The sequence below is a fragment of the Thiolinea disciformis DSM 14473 genome, from assembly GCF_000371925.1.
Lineage (GTDB): Bacteria > Pseudomonadota > Gammaproteobacteria > Thiotrichales > Thiotrichaceae > Thiolinea > Thiolinea disciformis.
Map to the genome: position 1 here is coordinate 58,020 of NZ_AQVE01000014.1, position 13,194 is coordinate 71,213.

At 44.9% G+C, this 13,194-nt stretch carries 13 protein-coding genes and 4 tRNA genes; 12 read left to right on the plus strand and 5 right to left on the minus strand.

Annotated features, from left to right (window positions below; translation table 11 throughout):
• The first annotated feature begins 67 nt into the window (after positions 1-67).
• A complete protein-coding gene (locus A3IE_RS20535) occupies positions 68-547 on the plus strand; it encodes an RNA pyrophosphohydrolase (RefSeq protein ID WP_033407029.1) in 480 nt (159 codons plus the stop codon).
• Between the two features lie 32 nt (positions 548-579).
• Here the strand turns inward: A3IE_RS20535 and hemJ are convergent, their stop codons facing one another.
• Both hemJ and A3IE_RS0111735 read right to left on the minus strand, forming a co-directional pair.
• Positions 580-1,005 (minus strand): protoporphyrinogen oxidase HemJ, encoded by a 426-nt coding sequence (gene hemJ / locus A3IE_RS0111730; protein WP_020395819.1) that lies wholly within the window; start codon positions 1,003-1,005, stop codon positions 580-582.
• Positions 1,006-1,007: 2 nt separating this feature from the next.
• Positions 1,008-1,511: a TlpA family protein disulfide reductase gene (locus tag A3IE_RS0111735; RefSeq protein ID WP_020395820.1), complete on the minus strand. Its 504-nt coding sequence runs from the start codon at positions 1,509-1,511 to the stop codon at positions 1,008-1,010.
• Between the two features lie 277 nt (positions 1,512-1,788).
• Here A3IE_RS0111735 and A3IE_RS0111740 point away from each other — a divergent pair, with 277 nt between their 5' ends.
• Both A3IE_RS0111740 and erpA read left to right on the plus strand, forming a co-directional pair.
• Positions 1,789-2,325 (plus strand): bactofilin family protein, encoded by a 537-nt coding sequence (locus A3IE_RS0111740; protein ID WP_020395821.1) that lies wholly within the window; start codon positions 1,789-1,791, stop codon positions 2,323-2,325.
• A gap of 94 nt (positions 2,326-2,419) precedes the next feature.
• On the plus strand, positions 2,420-2,800 hold the full coding sequence (gene erpA, locus A3IE_RS0111745; protein ID WP_020395822.1) for an iron-sulfur cluster insertion protein ErpA: 381 nt from the start codon (positions 2,420-2,422) through the stop codon (positions 2,798-2,800).
• 70 nt (positions 2,801-2,870) lie between these two features.
• Here erpA and ppc read toward each other — a convergent pair whose 3' ends face one another.
• Complete coding sequence (gene ppc, locus A3IE_RS0111750; RefSeq protein WP_020395823.1) at positions 2,871-5,702, minus strand: phosphoenolpyruvate carboxylase; 2,832 nt, start codon at positions 5,700-5,702, stop codon at positions 2,871-2,873.
• A 260-nt stretch (positions 5,703-5,962) separates the two neighbouring features.
• On the opposite strand from ppc, the gene A3IE_RS0111755 reads away from it, so the two are divergent.
• Positions 5,963-6,415, plus strand: coding sequence for a phasin family protein (locus tag A3IE_RS0111755; protein ID WP_020395824.1), 453 nt, complete (start codon positions 5,963-5,965; stop codon positions 6,413-6,415).
• 121 nt (positions 6,416-6,536) lie between these two features.
• Here the strand turns inward: A3IE_RS0111755 and phaR are convergent, their stop codons facing one another.
• Both phaR and phbB read right to left on the minus strand, forming a co-directional pair.
• Positions 6,537-6,998: a polyhydroxyalkanoate synthesis repressor PhaR gene (gene phaR / locus A3IE_RS0111760; RefSeq protein WP_020395825.1), complete on the minus strand. Its 462-nt coding sequence runs from the start codon at positions 6,996-6,998 to the stop codon at positions 6,537-6,539.
• A 223-nt stretch (positions 6,999-7,221) separates the two neighbouring features.
• Positions 7,222-7,950: an acetoacetyl-CoA reductase gene (gene phbB / locus A3IE_RS0111765; RefSeq protein ID WP_020395826.1), complete on the minus strand. Its 729-nt coding sequence runs from the start codon at positions 7,948-7,950 to the stop codon at positions 7,222-7,224.
• A 362-nt stretch (positions 7,951-8,312) separates the two neighbouring features.
• Here phbB and A3IE_RS0111770 point away from each other — a divergent pair, with 362 nt between their 5' ends.
• From A3IE_RS0111770 to clpP, 8 genes are all read left to right on the plus strand, one after another.
• The gene (locus A3IE_RS0111770) at positions 8,313-9,299 is read left to right on the plus strand and encodes a poly(R)-hydroxyalkanoic acid synthase subunit PhaE (protein ID WP_020395827.1); all 987 of its coding nucleotides are present in this window, start codon (positions 8,313-8,315) and stop codon (positions 9,297-9,299) included.
• A gap of 10 nt (positions 9,300-9,309) precedes the next feature.
• Positions 9,310-10,389, plus strand: a complete 1,080-nt coding sequence (gene phaC / locus A3IE_RS0111775) for a class III poly(R)-hydroxyalkanoic acid synthase subunit PhaC (RefSeq protein WP_020395828.1) — start codon at positions 9,310-9,312, stop codon at positions 10,387-10,389.
• Between the two features lie 112 nt (positions 10,390-10,501).
• Positions 10,502-10,578: transfer RNA gene (locus tag A3IE_RS0111780), tRNA-Pro, on the plus strand.
• Positions 10,579-10,614: 36 nt separating this feature from the next.
• A tRNA-Arg gene (locus A3IE_RS0111785) sits at positions 10,615-10,691 on the plus strand.
• 37 nt (positions 10,692-10,728) lie between these two features.
• Positions 10,729-10,804, plus strand: a tRNA-His gene (locus A3IE_RS0111790).
• Positions 10,805-10,903: 99 nt separating this feature from the next.
• Positions 10,904-10,988 (plus strand) — tRNA-Leu (locus A3IE_RS0111795).
• A gap of 70 nt (positions 10,989-11,058) precedes the next feature.
• On the plus strand, positions 11,059-12,363 hold the full coding sequence (gene tig / locus A3IE_RS0111800; RefSeq protein WP_020395829.1) for a trigger factor: 1,305 nt from the start codon (positions 11,059-11,061) through the stop codon (positions 12,361-12,363).
• Positions 12,364-12,389: 26 nt separating this feature from the next.
• A complete protein-coding gene (clpP, locus tag A3IE_RS0111805) occupies positions 12,390-13,010 on the plus strand; it encodes an ATP-dependent Clp endopeptidase proteolytic subunit ClpP (protein WP_033407006.1) in 621 nt (206 codons plus the stop codon).
• The last annotated feature ends 184 nt before the right edge of the window (positions 13,011-13,194 follow it).

Below are 13,194 nucleotides of genomic sequence, written 5' to 3' on the forward strand. Positions count from 1 at the left end.
TCCTTGAAATTGCTGAAACAGTTAGAATATGAAAAAATCATTGGAAATTGATGTTTGGAGAACAGTCGTGATTGACGAGGACGGCTTCCGTGCCAATGTGGGCATTATCCTCTGTAATCGCGACGGCAAAGTGTTTTGGGGTAGAAGGCTGGGACAGGATTCTTGGCAGTTCCCTCAAGGTGGCATCGATAGAGGCGAAACCCCCATCGAAGCGATGTTTCGAGAATTGCGTGAGGAGACGGGCTTAAAACGCGAACACGTTGCGATTATCGGACAGACACGCGGTTGGTTGCGTTATCGCATTCCCCATTACATGCTACGCCGTCGCTCTCGGCCGTTATGCATTGGACAAAAACAGCGTTGGTTTTTACTGAAAATGCTGTGTCGGGACGGAGATGTAAATTTAAAAGCTTCTGAAAAGCCAGAGTTCGATCATTGGGAATGGGTGGATTATTGGCACCCTGCTCAGGAGGTTGTGTTCTTTAAGCGACGCGTTTATCGTCGGGCTTTAGATGAGCTAGCACCCCTACTGCATCAGGACGCCTAAAGGCGTCCTTTTCATTTTCATGGCTACCGACCTTAAAATGGTTTTACCACGGCCAAAATTACGATCACAATCAATAATAAGCTCGGCGCTTCATTAAAGTAGCGATACCATTTGTGCGTACGCGTATTCGCATCGTTTCGGAAGCTGAGCATTAAACGGTAACAGGCATAGTGATACCCCAACAAGCCTGCTACGAATAACAGTTTGGCATGAAACCAGCCTGACTTAAAAAGCACGCCATGACCTAATACAATCATAATGATGCCAAATAGCGCGGTTAACAGCATTCCAATCGTCATCATGACAAATAAGCGTCTTTCCATGACTTTATAAAGCTCAAAGCTCGGCTTATTTTCCGGCATAGCGTGGTAGACATAGAGCCGTGGCAGATAAAATAAACCGGCAAACCACGTCACCATAAAAATAATGTGTAAGGCTTTAATCCACAGATAGAGCATGATTAACCTTTCAATAAATCGCGAATCCGACCACGCATTTCATCAGGTTTAAATTCGCCCATTTTCTGATACACGATTTTGCCATCAGCAGATACTAAAAAATTGGTTGGTGTGATATTGACCTTGCCGAATTGCTGAGCAATTTCGCCAGTGGCATCGTGTACCAAAGGATAATTCATTTGTTTCTGATCGCGCATGGCTTTAATCAAAGGAACTTGATCGTGTTTCACGGCAACACCAACAATTTTAAAGCCTTCAGCACTAAATTCTTTGTTTAATTCCGTCAAATGCGGAATTTCTTTAACACAGCCGCTGCAATCAGTGGCCCAAAAAACCATTAAATAAGGTTTGCCTTTGAAATCGGCTGAATTGAGGGGCTGACCATCAATCGTTGTCATCTGTAGTTTGGGGGCTGCTTGTAAGCCTTGGCTGGGAGCAAACCAAAAGAATGCAGCAACACCAGCAATTAAAGCAACAGTGAGTAGGGCTTTGATATCCAGTTTCATAATGTGATGCTTGTCTATCGTGAGTGAAGCCGCCATTATACAGCAGTTTTAGGCTAATACCGTTAAAAGGAACAGTGTGAAAAAGGTTGCTGTGCTTGGTGCGGACTTTAGGCAGCTTGCTAAGGGTTTCATAGGTATCGCTTGAGTTGACCATAAGTTTATGGGCAGGTGGTGACGCTTGCTAGAGAAAGTATAGCTTCAGCCCGTGACACAAACCCATAACTGGGATACATTCCAATAATTCACAAATCCACGCAAAGTTAAGGAGTGAGCAAACATGTTTGGGAAAAGTTCTAAAGGGAACACGGCAACGAATAATACTTTAAGTAGTCCAGCTATTACGACTTCCGCTCCCCTACCAGCACCGCTCCCACCCGCGCCCAGTCATCAACAGCAAAACGAACCTATTAAAAGTAATAGAAGTGCTCGGGTTGATACGCTCATTGGTCGAGGTACCACAATTGATGGCGATTTGCATTTTTCGGGTAACTTAAATGTTGAAGGGGTCATTAAAGGCAATCTGACGGCTGATAATGACGATTCAACCTTGATATTAAGTGAGCAAGGTCGCATTCAGGGCGAAGTACGCGTTTCTAGTATGCTATTAAATGGTGCTATTGATGGCGATGTATTTGCCAATGGTAAAGTAGAGCTGTTTGAGAAGGCGCGTATCTGTGGTGATGTCTACTACAACTTATTGGAAATGGCGGTCGGCGCTGAAGTGAATGGGAAATTAGTACGTCAAAAGCCAACGGATGCACCACGTCCAGCACCGATGTCTTTGCCACATCAGTCATCTACTGACGAATCTTGATGCAAAAGCAACAACCTACGCCTAATAGGTCATATTGATACTCTGTTAGGGGGGTGATAGTGTTTGGCTATTAAACAGTTTTTAGGAGATTCTCATGCAGGTTGAAACCTTAACGCCTCCCAGTGCGAGTACACCCGCACCGATGGAAGCGCCATTAATTTTTACGGATGCAGCAGCGGCGAAAGTAAAAAGCCTGATTGAGGAAGAAAATAATCCAGCGCTCATGCTACGTGTATTCGTCACTGGCGGCGGTTGCTCAGGCTTCCAGTATGGCTTCACTTTCGATGAGGAAGAGGGTGATGGCGATACCTTGATTGAGAATGGCGGAGTGAAGTTATTGATTGATCCTATGAGCTTCCAGTATATGGTCGGTGCTGAGATTGACTACACCGAAGGTTTGGAAGGGGCGCAGTTTGTAATTCGTAATCCTAATGCCACCACAACTTGTGGCTGTGGTTCTTCCTTTAGCGCGTAATTTAAGCTAGTATCCCAATCGGGTTTTCGATTAAAAGCCGCTCTTAGAGCGGCTTTTTTTATAGCTTAACTTAGCCGGTGTTACGCATGCCTGCCGCTATAGCATTGATAGTACGCAACAAAGCCTCTAGCCAAGGCGATTCTTGTCCTGCTGCTAAGGCGCTTCGATGACGGCGCAATAAGGACGTTTGAATATGGTTGAGTGGGTCAAGATAAGGATAGCGCCGTTTAAGGGAGTATTGCAGCAAAGGCGTATCTTCCATTAATTCCTTATGACCACTAATGTGCAAAATTTCCTTCACCGTCAATAAATATTCGGTGCGAATCATGTCGTAGATGTGACGACTATTGTCGGCATCGTGTGCCAAGTGCGAATATTCGCGTGCAATATCCATATCGGCTTTATTCAAAGCCATCTGCGTATTGCTGATTAAGGCACGAAACGAAGGCCATTCGCGATACATGGCCTTGAGTTGTTCTGCACCATCGCTGTGTTTGTTTTGATACTCACTCAAGGCGGTTCCTATGCCATACCAAGCGGGCAGGGTATGACGCGATTGCGCCCAGCCAAATACCCAAGGAATCGCACGAATCGAGTATTTACTGCGAATCGTTTGCTTACGATGGGCGGGACGCGAACCAATATTGAGCTGGCTAATTTCTTGAACGGGCGTGGCCTCATAAAAATAGTCCATTAAACCCGGTGTGTCATCGGTTAAGGCGCGATAACTACGCTCACCGCTTGCAGCTAATTCACTCATGGCTTGCATGAACGCAGCGCTAAATTCGGGGCGCGGCTTGACTAAATCGACGCTGGCCTTTAATAAGCCCGTTGCACCTACGCCTAATTCATAAACGGCTGTTTCAAGATTGCTGTATTTGGCAGCTAAGACTTCACCTTGTTCGGTAATTTTGATTTGACCTTGAACGGTGTGTGGGGGTTGGGCAATGATCGCTTCGTGGGTAGGACCACCTCCACGGCCTACTGTACCGCCACGCCCATGAAATAAGCGGCAGACAATGCCATGCTGCTTGGTTAAGCCAATGACTTCTTTTTGTGCGTTATACAAATTCCAGTTGGAAGCTAAAATGCCGCCATCTTTACTGGAATCCGAATAGCCCAGCATAACTTCTTGCAAATCACCCGAAGCTTTTAATAAAGCACGATAAGCTTCATTATTAAGTACAGTACCCAGTACTGCGCTAATGCGTTTTAGGTCATCAATCGTTTCAAATAAAGGTGATACTCGCACATAGCAATACAGGCTGTGATCCGCGTTATAGCCTACTAATCCGGCGAGTTTGGCAAGGAATAAGACTTCCAGTAAGTGGCTAGCATGATGAGTCATAGAGATGACATAAGTGCCAAAAATACCGGTATCAGATTCCACACGCATTTCGCTAATGGTGTCGAATACTTCCATCACTTCAATAGAACGCGCGCTTAGCTTGGGGCGGTGTGGCATGGGCAAGCGATTACGCATGAGTAAATCGCTTAATAATGCAAGGCGTTGTTCTTCAGAAAGTTCCAAGTAGTCAGGACATAAATCGGTAATCTTGAGTGCTTCTGCAACGGTTTCACTATGAATGGTGGATTCTTGGCGAATATCTAATTGATACAAGCCAAAGCCGCAAGTTTCCACTAAACGGATTAAATCTTTCAAATCGCGCCCCGCAATGGGAGCATCATGGTGGCTACGCAACGAGCGATCAATTAAGCGTAACTCTTCCAAAAATACGCTAGCACTGTTATACGCATCCCAAGGTAAAACTGCATAATCTGTTTTGAGACGGGTTTTAACGGTGGAGAGCGTCTGCTGTAATTTGTGGCGCATTAAGCTTAATAAGCGCCGATAAGGTTCTTCTGAGAAAGTGACGGTTTTGTTCGCGAAGAGGTGGCTACCAAGACGCTCATTCTCGGTATTCAAATAGGCCATAAATTCAGCGCTAGGCTGGATGAATTGCAGCGAATGCGAGAGCATATTGCGCAGATTTTCCACGCGCTTTAGGTATTCAGTGAGCGCTTGCTCCATGCCTAAGCGAATGGCTTTGCGCGTGATGGCGGCGGTAACAAACGGATTGCCATCGCGATCACCCCCAATCCATGAGCCAATACGCAGAAAGCTCGGTATACTAATGCGGTCTTGGGGATAAGCATACCGCACGGCACGTTCGAAATAGCGATACAGCATGGGAATCGCTTCAAACAAACTTTCTTGGAAATAATAAAGCCCATAGCGTACTTCATCTTCCACGGTAGGTTTGCGGATCCGCACCTCATTCGTGCGCCATAGCATTTGAATATGCCCTTTTAACTGGCGCAGCAATGAGGCATGTTCATCATCACCTAAGCCGGGCGATTCCAATTCATCAATTGCCAAGAAAATATGTCGGTGTAAATCCATCAAGGTGCGGCGGCGCGCTTCCGTAGGATGTGCTGTAAAGACGGGAATATAACGCAGTTGATTCATCAAATATTGCATTTGCTCGGCGGTAATGCCCGAGTCACGCAATTCAACCACAGCGCGCCGTGCTGAGCCTTTCCACAACAAAGGATCGCCGTGGGCAAAGCGATTACGCCTTTCGCGGTGCTGAAAATCTTCTTCGGCAATATTGGTGAGAATATAAAACGCATTGAAGGCACGGATCACTTTTTCTAGCTGATCTACACTTAAAGCTAAGATAAAGTCCATTAATTCCTGCCTTAGGTTTGGATCATCTTGTTGGCGCAGGGAGATATAGCCACGGCGTAGTTTTTCAACAGCCTGATACAGTTCTTCACCTTCTAATTCGCGTAATACAGAGCCTAGTAAATCGCCAAGGCGACGTACTTTATCTTGTAATACATTCAAATTTTCCAAAGGGGGCGGTGTCGAGGGAGTGGATGTAGGCGTCATCGTCATAGTATTTGCTCATGGTGGTTTGTGAACAATCAAGCACGCAGCAAAAATTATGCCGCAAGTTTTTCGCGAAACCTATAGCTGAGTGATAACTTCCAAGACGGGTAAGAAAAAGTACCGCAAAAAAACCAAAAAATTTTTGTGCAAAGCAACAAAATTAGTTGACAGGCGGTGTGAATTTTATTATTGTGCACTGCAACAAAGAACAAGAACGAATGCACTAACCAGTAACTTCATATTAATTTTTTAGTAGGATTGAAATCATGACTAACGCTGTAGTTGATACATTAAAAGACCTGAATGAAAAATCAGTTAAATCTGCCAAGCGTGTTGGCGAATTGAACCTGAAAACTTTCGAAGAATTAGCAGCAAAGCAAACCAAGTTAATGAATACTTGTTTTGAAGCAGGTACTAAAAACTTTGAAGCTCTAACGAAAGCTAAAAATCCTCAAGAATTTATGTCTTTACAACAAGAAGCATTAAAAGGCTATGGCGAACAATGGTTAGCTAGTTTGCGTGAATCAGCTGACGTATTAAACGCAGCGCGCAATGAATTATTAGCTATCGTTGAAGAAGCGACTAAAGCAGCTTCTGAAGGTACTCAGAAATTGGCTGAAGTTAGCAAGCAAGCTTTCAACGAGAACATGGAAAAAGCAAATGAAGCGATGAACAAAGTGGTTGCTTCTGCTGCACCAGCAGCTTCTAAAAAGTCTTAAGTTTTAGATCGATTTAGTTGTCCAGCAGCCGGGTGCTTACTCCTCTCCTCCTCCTCTAGTATCCGGTTGCTCATTTTTCTTACCCGCTTTAGCGGGTATTTTTGTATCTGCTGCTGTGGTTTTACTCGTGATCTTTTTTGCTAGTCATATTTTTCAATAATTCCTGCTGCATTTTATTCCAAGCCTGCATATTTTGCTCACCAAGCTTTAACCAATTGTCTAACGGTGTCCCCGCTAAAGCTTTTTGCATTTGTTCAGTGAGAGCCTGTTGATGCATACCAAATACATTCAAGCTTTGTTCAAGGAAAGTGCTAAAACCCTGTTGAGTACTCAGGCCATAATGGCGAATAAATTGGGCTAGCAATTCTGCAGTAAATAAAGGTTTTCCAGCCGACTCTTGTTCCAAAATGATTTGCAATAAAATGCTGCGGGTAATGTCTTCACCCGTTTGGCGATCAATCACTTGAAATGGCGTTTGATTCATAACCAAGTCACGTACATCGTTCAAAGTGATGTAACAGCTTTGATGGGTATCATAAAGGCGGCGGTTAGGGTATTTTTTAATGATACGGGTTGTTAGCATGTATCTTACCAATAGGGTTTATAACCAATGATTGGCACTAATGGTTTCATCGGTGCTGGGTGCTGGTCATGGATGACTGATTGTTTTAATCTGTAGATGCTATTTTGATGGTTAGTAAAGCACTGTGCAACAAGTTGAAAATAATTAATAAAAACAAAGTGCCAACTCGCTAGCCTAACAAGCGATATAGAATCTCTATATCGCTTGCGACGCGGCTAGCGTCTTAGTGCATGAATTGACCGCCATTGGCAGAAATATTCGCGCCTGTAATGAAGGCTGCATCGTCAGAAGCTAAGAATGCTACGGTTGCTGCAATTTCTTCAGGCTTGCCTAAGCGCTTCACCGGAATCTGCTCAATGATTTTATTGCGAATATCTTCACGAATCGCCATGACCATTTCAGTGCCGATATAGCCCGGAGAAACGGTATTGACGGTAACGCCTTTGCTAACACCTTCTTGCGCTAATGCCATAGTAAAGCCATGTACGCCTGCTTTAGCAGAACTATAGTTGACTTGACCCGATTGGCCTTTTTGACCATTAACTGAGGAGATATTGATGATACGACCAAAACCACGCTCAGTCATTCCTTCGAAGAATTGATGGCAAACATTGAATAAGCTGTCTAGATTCGTGGAAATAACTGCACGCCACATATCGGGTGTCATTTTCAGGAAGCGAGCGTCACGCGTAATGCCTGCGTTATTAACGATTACATCGACTTGGCCATGATCCGCTAAAACTTTAGCTTTCAATTCTTGGCAAGAGGCATAGTCGCTAACGTTGCAAGGGTAGATGGAGGCTTTGAAATTTTGTTTCGCTGCCCACGCTTTTGCTTGCTCCTCTGGCTCGAAATAAGTACTGATGATCGTGAAGCCGTTATCTGCTAAACGTTGACAAACAGCGGTGCCAATACCCCCTGTGCCACCAGTTACCAATGCAATTTTGCTCATAGCTCAAGTCCTTTGTGGAAAATTTAGATTGATTTCCAATAAACCGCGTGGTTGGGTTCATTGGGTTCGTAGCAAGCCCGCTCGCTTCAGGCGTTCATAGTCGCTGGTGCAGGGTCTTCTTGCATCATAACAGGAAGCAGTCCCACACTGGCAAGCGCTTTGATTTTTCCTATATTATCTTAAGAATCGTGTGTTGATTCTGGGGAATCAGATCCTAGCGTTAAGATAGGGTGAAACAGCGTAGCCCAATTCTTTGTCTAACCGTGGCAATATTACCCGCAAATACTAGCATTTGCGTGTGTTGCGCCGCAAAAACTACCATGATATGGTTGAATCGCACAACCATTTTGTCGGAGATAAGTATGAACACCACCGGTTGGCAACAAGACTTGCTAAATACTTGGCTTGAAACACAAAAAATCTGGTGGGAACACACGGCTCAAGTCCTCCAAACCACTACCTCACTACCTATTCAGGTTTCCAACAATCCTGACTGGAGCAAGCAAATTGATCAGTGGTGGGAAAGCGCCATCACTTATACGCCTCCGCATTTACAAGATGTTCTAAATCGTGTTTTGTCCATGAGTCGCAGCTATTTGGAGTTAGCTGAGCAAATCTATACGAAAGTCCATAACAGCGATGCTGCAACACCATTAGAGGCGTGGCTGGTTTCGATGGAACAGACGTTTTTAACCCAGTGGCAACAACAGAAAAAATCGTATAGTGGTGGTTTTGGCTTGGCGGGCAGCTTGTTTGAAGGCTGGCATCATTTGGTCAATCAGTTGCCCGGGATGCCAGTGATGCCAGCATCCATGCGCGGCCAAACTGCGAATCCCCAAGAGTGGCTCAATTACTGGCAAAAATCCCTGAGTATCCCTAATGCGTCATCACTGGCTCAGCAGCAAACTTGGCAGGCTCTGTTGCCATTGATTAATAATTATCAAACCTCTTTAGCGGCGTTTATGGATGCGATGGCGCAACAAAATTTAGAGGCGCTGCAACAGTTGCGTGCTCGCTTGTGGCACATGGCAGGGGAGGGGCGCTCCATTCGCCATTTGCGTGCTTTATATGATTTGTGGGTAACCGTGAGTGAGGAGTCTTATGCGCGTTTTGCGCTAAGTGATCAGTACCAAGTGGTCTATGGTGATTTGGTGAATGCACATATGGCTCTACGCAAAGGTTTTGGTGAAGCACTTACGCAGCATATGCATACTTTGAATTTGCCGGTGCGTTCCGATTTAGATGAGTTATATCGAAAGCAGCATGAATTGCGCCGCGAAAATTGCGCATTGCGTCGCCAACTGGCGCAATTGGAACGTCGTTTAGATGCATTAAACACACAGTCATAAGGAGAGTTCAATGCCGCCGTTTCAGATGCCCGCCGAAGCGATTGCTGATGAGGTAAAAAACTTTCAAGAGAAGCTCATGGGCGGAGTGAGTAATTTATTGGATATGCCCGAAGTGCGTGTTGGCATTACACCACATGAAGTGGTTTATCAAGAAGATAAAGTGCGCTTGTTGCATTATTACTGTGATGAAACCAGCGCCCAAGCCGAACCGCGTAATCCCATTCCCCTCGTTGTTGTGTATGCCTTGATAAATCGCCCTTATATGTTGGATTTGCAAGAAGGGCGCTCGACATTACGCTGTCTATTAGAAGCGGGACAGGACGTTTATCTGGTGGATTGGGGTTATCCTGAAGCAGCCGAACGCTTTCTTACCCTAGATGATTATCTGAATGATTATCTTGATCTTTGTATTGATAAAGTTTGTGAAGTTACTGGCTCCAATCAGGTTAACCTCTTAGGGATTTGTCAGGGTGGAACGTTTAGCCTGTGTTACAGCGCTATGCATCCGGAAAAAATCAAAAATTTAGTGACCATGGTTACGCCGGTTGATTTTCAAACGCCGGATAGCCATTTGAGCCATTGGGCGCAGAATGTCGACATTGATTTATTAGTAGACACGCTGGGGAATATCCCTGGGGCTTTATTGAATTGGACTTTTCTCAACTTAAAGCCCTATCAACTGATGGGACAAAAATACCTAAATATGGTTGACATGATGAGCGACAAAACCTTGTTGCAAAATTTCATGCGCATGGAAAAGTGGATTTTTGATAGCCCTGATCAAGCGGGTGAAACCTTCCGCCAATTTATTAAAGATTTCTACCAAGCTAATCGTTTGATCAATAACACACTTCAGATTGGCGATTATCAGGTTGATTTAGCCAACATCACGATGCCAGTATTGAATGTCTATGCGGAACAAGATCATTTAGTGCCGCCAAGCTCGTCCAAGGCCCTAAAACATTATGTGAAGAGTGACGATTATGATGAGCTGGTGTTTCAAGGCGGACACATTGGCATTTATGTGAGTGGTAAAGCTCAAAAAATGATTGCCCCAGCGATTGGTGCGTGGCTGAGTGAGCATCCATGACAAACTTAGTATTAACTCGGATTTTCGGTAGCGTTTTTGCTTGACGTTTATTCAAAGGGTGCGTATAGTTCGCGGTCTTGAAACGCTGTGCAACGGAGTTTGCCAGTTCAGTCGGGGTATAGCGCAGTCTGGTAGCGCGCCTGTTTTGGGTACAGGATGTCGGGAGTTCGAATCTCTCTACCCCGACCATTTTTATAAAGGGTTAGACCGGCTTACATAGTCACTGCGCCCGTAGCTCAGCCGGATAGAGCAACGGCCTTCTAAGCCGTGGGTCGCAGGTTCGAGTCCTGCCGGGCGCGCCATCGTTGTCCCGCCTAGACTCAGTAAAGGTTATCAGTGGTGGTTGTAGCTCAGTTGGTAGAGCCCCGGATTGTGATTCCGGTTGTCGTGGGTTCGAGCCCCATCATCCACCCCACTCCCTTCATTTTGGTTATACAAATTCTCCGTTGGTATGTATAATCGTCCCCTTTCTAGTTTGTCCGCTAAAAATATTAGCAACAAACTAATGAAATATGCGAAAGTGGCGGAATTGGTAGACGCGCTGGATTTAGGTTCCAGTGCCGTAAGGCGTGAGAGTTCGAGTCTCTCCTTTCGCACCACCTATAAACAAATTCAAATCCATGATGAGCACTCTCCCACACATGATGGCGAGAGTTAAAGAGGTATGGCATGCAAGTTTCTGTAGAGACAACAGGGAAAATTGGGCGCAAAATGACGGTAGAAGTGCCTGCCGAACGTGTAGACCAAGCGGTAGATAGCCGTCTAAAAAATCTAGCCAAGCGCGTTCGTATCGATGGTTTCCGTCCGGGTAAAGTCCCCTTTAATGTTGTCAAAGCGCGTTATGGTCAATCTGTTCATCAAGAAGTGGTTGGTGAAGTTTTAGAAGAAACGTTCCGAGAAGCAGCCACCAGTCAGCAACTACGTGTCGCTGGTTTGCCTAATATCGATTTAAAAACATTGCAAGCTGGTCAGCCCTTAGCTTATGTGGCTAGTTTTGAAATTTACCCAGACTTTGAAATCGCCGATGTGTCAGGCCTAGAATTAACGCGCCCGGTGGCCAGCGTACAAGAGTCTGATATTGATAAAATGTTGGAAACTATTCGTAAGCAACAACGCACTTGGGTCGACGTTGAGCGTCCTGCTAAAGAAGGTGATTTAGTCACATTAGATTTCGATGGTTCTTTGGAAGGCGAGACGTTTGAGGGCGGTCAGGCTAGTGACTATCGCGTTGAGTTGGGCGCAGGTCGTATGCTAAAAGACTTCGAAACGGCTTTGGAAGGTATGAGTGCTGGTGATGAGAAAGTCGCTGATGTTGCTTTCCCTGAAGATTACCAAGCGGAAAATTTGAAGGGAAAAACAGCCCAATTCAAGTTAACTGTTAGCAAAGTACAAGAAGCTGTTTTGCCTGAATTGACCGATGATTTTATTAAGCAATTTGGCGTTGAACAGGGCGGTGTAGAAGGTTTCCGCCAAGAAGTGCGTAAGAATATGGAGCGTGAATTAGGCAATGCGCTCAAAGTTAACGTTAAACAACAAGTCATGGATGGCTTGGCAAAACTGCACGACGTTGAGCTACCAGAAGCTTTAGTTAAAGACGAAATCCAACATATTCGTCAAGAGTTTTCGCAAAATATGCAGGCTCCTGCCAATAATATTCCTGATGAGCTTTTCAAACCACAAGCTGAGCGCCGGGTTAAGTTGGGGCTGATTGTGGGTGAAGTGATTCGCCAAAAAGGTCTGAAACTGGATCCAGCAAAAGTGGATGAGATGTTAGACTCATTGGCAGCTTCTTATGAAGAGCCTGCTGCACTGATCAAATACTACCGTTCTAATCGTCAGGCCATGCAAACCGTAGAAGCGGCGGTGATGGAAGACATGATTGTGGATTGGGTAGTGAATCAAGCGAAAGTGACCGAGGAAGCGCGCGATTTTGATAGCGTGATGAGTCGGGCACAGGATCGTGTAGCTGCTTAATCGATACTTTAGGAGTAGCTTCAATAATGTCTAACCAATACGGTGGGATGCCAACCAAAGCACTGAATTTAGTGCCCATGGTCATTGAGCAATCATCACGTGGTGAACGTGCTTATGATATTTACTCGCGCTTATTAAAAGAGCGTGTAATTTTCTGTGTGGGACCTGTCGAAGATTACATGGCTAATGTAATTGTCGCGCAGTTGTTGTTTTTGGAATCAGAAAATCCTGAAAAAGATATTCATCTTTATATCAATTCGCCCGGTGGTGTGGTTACTGCGGGTATGTCTATCTATGACACCATGCAGTTTATTAAGCCACAAGTGAGTACCTTGTGTATTGGTCAGGCGGCCAGTATGGGTGCTGTCTTATTAGCCGGTGGTGCAGCGGGTAAGCGTTTTGCTTTACCACATTCACGCGTCATGATTCATCAGCCTTTAGGCGGTTTCCAAGGGCAGGCATCAGATATTGAAATTCATGCACGTGAAATTCTAAAGGTGCGCGAAGAGTTAAATAAGGTCTTGTCGCGCCATACCGGTAAGCCGCTGGAAAGAGTCGAGCAAGATACGGATCGCGACAATTTCATGACAGCTCAGCAAGCAAAGGATTATGGTTTGATTGACCAAATTCTTACCGAGCGCGCCTAGTTTAATGAGCTTCAGCGTCACTGTATTTATTAAGCAGCCTGTTAATCAGGCTGTTTTTATTTCTATTTCTGGTTAAATCGTTAGATAACTCTTAGAATCTATAATAAAGATGGTTGAAATTAGCGGTTTTATCCCGACATACTACGGTTAATGATGTTTTTTTGAGGGTTGTCAGTGCAGTCTG